Raw genomic sequence first — 5819 nt, forward strand, 5'->3', positions numbered from 1 at the left:
CAGTTTTGTTATTGCATATCTACAGGAATACGGAGAGAATTAGGATAACTACGCGGCGCGGGGAAGATTCTTAACAATTCATACAACGGGGTCCTGGCGGTCAGGCAGAGGTGGAGGTGGTGCAATAGGGGTGCACCCGGTCAAACCGTGTCGGTCCGGATGGTTGGGGGCTGTAAGAACTTAGGAGGTATCATGAGTGGAATCTTCGGGTTTATCGGCAGGGGCAATGCGTTTGTCGAAGTGAGGTCCGGCCTCGAGAATCTCTCCCACAGGGGACAAGAAAGTTGGGGTATTGTTTCAGGTCTGAGGGACGGTTCTTTCTCGGAGGCGCGGGGGTTGGGATCAGTTTTCCAGTCTCCCCCCTTAAGTCGATCCTATTTTGGATCGGTGGCAATTGGCCAGGTCCGCTATCCCACTGCGGGAGAAACAAACGTGAGAAATAGCCAGCCCATAGTCGGAAGCTTCAAGAAGGAAAAGATCGCTGTCGTCCATAATGGTCATATTCCCGGGTACAAACGGTTGGTGGAGGAACTCGGCGGTCTCTTCCAGACAGAGACGGATACCGAGGTGATCCTGCAAAAGATTGCCCGAATGGAAGGCGCGGACTTGCTTGAAAAAGTCGAGAAGACGCTGAGATTTCTGGGCCGGCAGGCGGCCTTCAGCGTCATAATTCTCCATAACGGGAGCCTGATCGCCGCCCGGGACCCCTTCGGGTTTAGACCTCTTTCCATCGCCAGAAGAGGTGAGGATGGCGATTATGCGTGGGCAATAGCCTCTGAAACATGCGCTTTTCACGGTCAGTTTGAGTGGATAGGTGATGTCGAACCAGGTCAAATGGTGGTTCTCGATGGAAAGGACATAAGACACATTTCCTTTGCGTCCCCCGATCCTCACCCCTGCATCGTTGAATGTCTTGATTACGCCTCTCCGGCCAGCCAGGTTTTTTCGAGAAGCTGTTATGAGTTCAGGGAGAAGATCGGCGTAAAGCTGGCAAAAACAGAGGCTGAAAAAGCTGACATTGTTGTTCCCATTCCGCGAGCTGCCATTCCTGCCGGCCTGGGTTTTCATGACACCACGGGAATCCCCTTTAAGGTGGCCATAAGCACCGTGGGCGAGATCGGCAGAGTATTTGTGATCTCCAAAGAAAAAGACAGGTTCGGCCAGGCTGAAAAAAAGTTTCAGGTCAATGGGGAACTGGTGAAAGGGAAAGAAGTATTTCTGATCGATTCCCTTTTAGTCCGGGGTTCAACGGCCATGGTCTTGATCCCGAAATTGCGTGAGGCGGGGGCAACGAAGATTCATATGCGTTTGACAGCACCGCCCCCACGCTTTCCCTGTCTAATGGGAATGGCAATGGCCAAGCCCGGGGAGTTATTGGCCGAAAACCGGACTGACGAGCAACTGAGAAAATTGATAGGCGCAGACACTTTCAGATATCTGAAGACCGAAGAACTGAGAGAGCTGATGGGTACACAATTCTGCGATGCCTGCTTTACCGGAGAATACCCTTTTTCGGTTTGAAAGAGTCCGGTCTTGCGTTGACCATTTTGGCCGACCGGGAGGCCTGGGGATGGGGGCCTCCTTCCAGACCGGCTTGAAAATACCCCCTTTCAATGGTATCGTATGGCGCCGAAAGGACATCCATGCGATTCATTGCCGACCTTCATATTCATTCCCACTATTCCATAGCCACAAGCCCGGACATGGCCCCGGAAACGCTCTGGAGGTGGGCTCAGCTCAAGGGGGTGACCGTCATCGGCACGGGGGATGCCGCGCATCCTGGGTGGTTCAAGGAGATGTCGCGCAAACTCGACCATGCCGGCAATGGTCTTTTTGTGCTGCGCGAAGAATTTGAGGACAACACAATACCCCGGTCCTGTGCATCAGAGGTGTTCTTCCTTATCAGCACCGAGATAAGCTGCATCTACAGTAAGAACGGCAGGACCCGGAAGGTCCACTGCATTGTCCTCTTCAATGACATGGAGAGCGCCCTGCGCCTCCAGGGAAGGCTCTCCAGGATTGGGAACATCTCGTCCGACGGGAGACCCATCCTTGGCCTCGACGCAAAGAGGCTCCTTGCGATGGTCATTGACGAGTGCCCCGGGGGTCTCTTCATACCGGCCCACGTCTGGACACCCCATTTCTCCGTCCTCGGTGCCGCTTCGGGTTTCAATTCCCTGGAGGAATGCTTCGAGGAGCTTACCCCCCATATCCACGCCGTCGAAACGGGCCTTTCCTCCGATCCTCCGATGAACTGGCGCGTCTCGGCCCTCGACGGGCTCACCCTCATATCCAACTCCGATGCCCATTCCCCGCAGAAGATCGGAAGAGAGGCAAATATCTTCGACGCCGATCTTTCCTTCGATGCCATAGCCCGGGCCATCAGGACCAGGGAAGGCTTCGAGGGAACCATCGAGTTCTTTCCCGAGGAAGGCAAATACCATTACGACGGCCACCGCCCCTGCAAGACGAGAATGGCGCCGAAAGAGGCCCTCGAGGCGGGTTATCGCTGCCCGGCCTGCGGTAAGAAGGTGACCCTCGGCGTCCTTAACCGCGTTGAGGCCCTGGCCGACAGACGGCCCGGTTTCACACCCGCCGGCGCGAAGCTGTTCCATTCCTTTATCTCCCTGAAAGAGATCATCGCCCACACGCTGAAGGCGGGTGTCCGGACAAAGAAGGTGGATAAGCCCTACTTCGACCTTCTCGAGAAGCTCGGCAACGAACTGGCCATACTCATGAACGCCACCTTCAATGAGATAGCAGGCGCGGGGCATCCCGCTATCGCCCGGGCCATCGAACGGGTACGTGCCGGCAGCGTGGAGATCGAACCCGGCTACGATGGCGAATACGGCAAGATCACGATAGCGGAGGCTTGAAACCAGGCGCGGGGTGGGTCTTTCCCTTTTATTAACGCCATGTTTTTCTTTTCCCGGGAATGTCTGTCATGTTATGGTAACAATGCTGTCAGGTGCAGGAATGATGTCACCATCCGCTTCAAATGTCATGCGAACGCGTGATGGTGTTTGTTGGGGTTAATGTGAAAAACAGGATTCCCGGAACAGGGAAAGTCTTCTACGGTTGGATCATAGTCTTTGCCGCCGCGTTGGGAACATGTACCGGATTCGGCACCATCTATTCCTTCAGTGTCTTCTTCAAATCATGGATAGATGAGTTCGAAAGCTCGCGAGCGGTTCTGTCGGGCATTCTCTCCGTGGCCTTCATTGTATACGGCCTCTCCTCCATAGCCATGGGATGGCTCTCGGACAGGTACGGACCCCGAAAGGTGATCGCCACCGGGGGTTCCATCATGGCTGTCGGCTGTTTTCTTACGGCCTTTTGCCATCACACGGGAATCCTCTACCTGACGTGGGGCCTTGCGGTGGGGATCGGGGTCGGCACCTGCTACGCCCCTACGGCTGCCACCGTTTCAAAGTGGTTCATTCACCGCAAGGGGATGGCAATGGGAATTCTCGTTTCCGGCCTGGGAATGGGCACGCTCGTCTTTTCGCCCCTGTCGGAGTATCTCATCCGGTCGTTCGGCTGGCGGGTCGCCATCTTTGTCGTAGGGTTGATCGTATTGACCGTTTGTATCATCGAGGCCCTGATCATCCGGGGAGATCCCCGGGACATGGGGCTCGCGCCCCTTACCGCTGTGCACAAGAATGGCGAGAAGGGGGACCCTCACGGCGGCGCGCATCACCTCACCATGCCGGAACATTCAATGACGGTCGCCGAGGCCCTCAGAACGAGGAACATGTGGTTCATCTTCGCCATACATGGCCTGTGGATGATCGGGGTCGGGATCATCATGGCCCATTTCGTGCCTTACGCCACCGATGAGGGGACAAACGTGACCACGGCGGCGACCATGATGGGATCGGTGGGTGCAATGAGTGTTGCGGGCAGGCTCTCCCTCGGGGTTCTCACGGAGCGCTGGGGAATAAAACGCTCCTTTATCATAATCCTCTCATGCCAGTGCTTCACCATGCTCCTCCCTTTCTTCGGCAGCTCCCAGTGGCAGCTTTGGATGTTCGTTGTCGTCTTCGGTTTCGGTTACGGCGGCCTCGCTTCCGTCTTCCCCCTGGCCACCGTCGAGCTCTTCGGCGTGAAGGCGATGGGCTCCCTCTTCGGCATCTCGCTGCTCGGCGCCACGATAGGCGGCTCATCCGGACCGCTCCTCGCCGGCTTTTCCTTTGACATAACCCACTCCTACTTCACCGCCTTCGCAGTCGGGGCAACTTCCATAGGTATAAGCATCCTGCTGGCGGCAGGGATCAAAAAGAAAGCTTAATGGATGCCTTTTTTCTCGGACTTTCGAACGGCGTCGCCTGCATCGGCTACTGCGCCCCCGTCCTGGTCCCCTATCTCATCGGAGAACGTTCCGGCATCATTGCAAATGCAAGCATCGTAGCTCGTTTCCTCCTGGGGCGCCTGGCGGGTTACCTCGCCTTTTCCATCATTGCCTTCGCATTCCAGGCCTCTCTTTCAGGCTCCCCTTCCGCACGCAATGGCCTCGTTGGATCTTCCTATATCATACTCTCCGTTCTCCTTGTGCTCTACGGGTTCCGGCAGAGGCCGGACTCGACGCTCTGTGCGGCCCGGCGTTCAGATCGGCTTCTGTCCCGTGCGGTCCGGCTGTGGCCGCCCCTCGCTCCGGCGGTCCTCGGCCTTCTGACGGGGCTTACCCTCTGTCCGCCCTTTTTGATCGCTTTTGCGGCTGCCGTCGATAAGACAAGCCTTATGGGCAGTGTCGTCTTCTTCATGCTCTTCTTTTGCGGCACATCTGTCTTTTTTCTCCCTTTTCCGCTCATCGGTTCCTTGAAGCGGCTCGGCATTCTGTCAACCGTCGGGAAGCTTGCCGCCGGGATCGTCGGCATCTATTATTTTTATGCTGGCCTCGTTCTCCTTCTTGGTGCTATAAGATAGTCGAAGACCATGCCGAACCGTGCCGCCGCCCCCAACGAACACAGCGAATCAATGACAAATCTGAGGGCCGCTCTTACCGCCCTGCCCATGATGTTCGTAACCTTTATCATACTCTCCGGCGGAAAGGTTCCTCATGACGCGCGGCATCTTTTCGCCTTTTTCGCAGTCTTCGTCTTTATCAACACCCTTTTCTTCCTCATGCTCAGAACAGGCCGCACGGACCGATGGCGGGCGATCCTTTTTGTGGTCTTCGCGGCCGCCTTTGTCATCTCCTTCATTTCCCATTACGTAGAGGTACGGGGAAGCATGGCCTTGAGCGAATCGGAAATGCTGGAATGCAGGACCCCCTTCTGCCATATCGTCATCCCCATGACGATCATTCCCATGGCACTGACGAGAACCATCATCTTCCCGGGGACCATGACCGGGGTCTACGCGGCGATCGCCAGCATGTTCATCATCTGGATCGGGGCGGCGCTTTCCCTGGGCAGGGGTTTTTGCGGGTGGGGATGTTTTCTGGGCGGATGGGACGACGGTTTTTCGCGGATCCTGAAAAAGCCTCTCATCAGGAACATCGGGGAAAAGTGGCATTACCTATCCTTCGCCGTCCTTCTCGCCGTCGTCCTCACGTCGGCGGCCATGCTTTCGCCAACATACTGCGAGTGGCTTTGCCCCTACAAGACCGTCACTGAATATGTGCAGGTCACATCGGTCAAGACGCTCCTCCAGATGATCATATTCCTCTCGCTTTTTGCGGGCCTTGTCGTAATACTACCCGTTCTCACGAAGAGGCGGATCCAGTGCGGGCTTTTCTGCCCCTTCGGAGCCTTCCAGTCTTTCACGAACAAGATAAGCCCCTTTGAGGTGCGCGTGGACAAGGACCTCTGCGTGAA

At 56.1% G+C, this 5819-nt stretch carries 5 protein-coding genes; all 5 read left to right on the top strand.

Features of this window, described 5'->3' with window-relative positions:
• The first annotated feature begins 192 nt into the window (after positions 1 to 192).
• A complete protein-coding gene (locus tag PHC90_13665; protein ID MDD3847391.1) occupies positions 193 to 1521 on the top strand; it encodes an amidophosphoribosyltransferase in 1329 nt (442 codons plus the stop codon).
• A 122-nt stretch (positions 1522 to 1643) separates the two neighbouring features.
• Positions 1644 to 2876 (top strand): endonuclease Q family protein, encoded by a 1233-nt coding sequence (locus PHC90_13670; protein MDD3847392.1) that lies wholly within the window; start codon positions 1644 to 1646, stop codon positions 2874 to 2876.
• Between the two features lie 161 nt (positions 2877 to 3037).
• Positions 3038 to 4291 (top strand): MFS transporter, encoded by a 1254-nt coding sequence (locus tag PHC90_13675; protein ID MDD3847393.1) that lies wholly within the window; start codon positions 3038 to 3040, stop codon positions 4289 to 4291.
• Positions 4291 to 4926, top strand: coding sequence for a sulfite exporter TauE/SafE family protein (locus PHC90_13680; GenBank protein MDD3847394.1), 636 nt, complete (start codon positions 4291 to 4293; stop codon positions 4924 to 4926). The genes PHC90_13675 and PHC90_13680 overlap by 1 nt, the downstream gene beginning before the upstream one ends.
• 9 nt (positions 4927 to 4935) lie before the next feature.
• The coding region (locus PHC90_13685; GenBank protein ID MDD3847395.1) for a 4Fe-4S binding protein at positions 4936 to 5819 on the top strand (884 nt) is incomplete at its 3' end.

The sequence above is a fragment of the Syntrophorhabdaceae bacterium genome (genome assembly GCA_028698615.1).
Classification (GTDB): Bacteria; Desulfobacterota; Syntrophorhabdia; order Syntrophorhabdales; family Syntrophorhabdaceae; genus Delta-02.